The organism is Psychrobacter sp. Rd 27.2 (assembly GCF_001921755.1).
Lineage (GTDB): Bacteria > Pseudomonadota > Gammaproteobacteria > Pseudomonadales > Moraxellaceae > Psychrobacter > Psychrobacter celer.
Genome location: NZ_MRYB01000065.1, coordinates 1 through 530, shown reverse-complemented (window position 1 = coordinate 530; position 530 = coordinate 1). Strand labels below are relative to the sequence as shown.

The window sequence follows — 530 nt, the reverse complement described above, 5'->3', positions numbered from 1 at the left end:
AAAAGTTCAAGCTACAAGGGCTAAGACATGTACTTAGAGACCATACCTATGAACATAGACTTAAGTACATTTTGCAAAAAACCTTTAAAACCAGTTTAGATTCTCAAGATTTGAGTACAACTGTAATCTCATATATTCAAAACAAAAATGAGTACGATAAGTTGATTGAGTCTTATGACAGACAGGAACTGGGCAATAAGCGTCTTATCATACTTTCTAAGATACCGCTTAATGAGAATATAAAGCAAGACGTAAGCGTATTTAACACCAAAGAGAAGTTTATAAAAGCAATTGATCAACTCGCTAATGATTCATCAATTGCTGTGTTTAATCCAAATGATAGTTATGGAAAGCACTATTTAAGTGACTTTGTTCTAAGTTATAGCTACTTACCATCAAATTCAAAAGAAAGTGTAAGATTAACTAAACATAGTTATTTTGAGAATTCTAATGGAGCACTATCCTTGGTGTCGGGGGCGGTATATAAATATGTTAATCAGTTGAGTCTATCTAGAAGCCTATTCAAACTA

The 530-nt window shown here is 32.5% G+C and carries 1 protein-coding gene; it reads left to right on the top strand.

Annotated elements, in window-relative coordinates; genetic code table 11:
• Nucleotides 1–530 (top strand): glycosyltransferase (locus BTV99_RS13505; protein ID WP_178377971.1); only part of this gene is annotated, 530 nt, incomplete at both ends.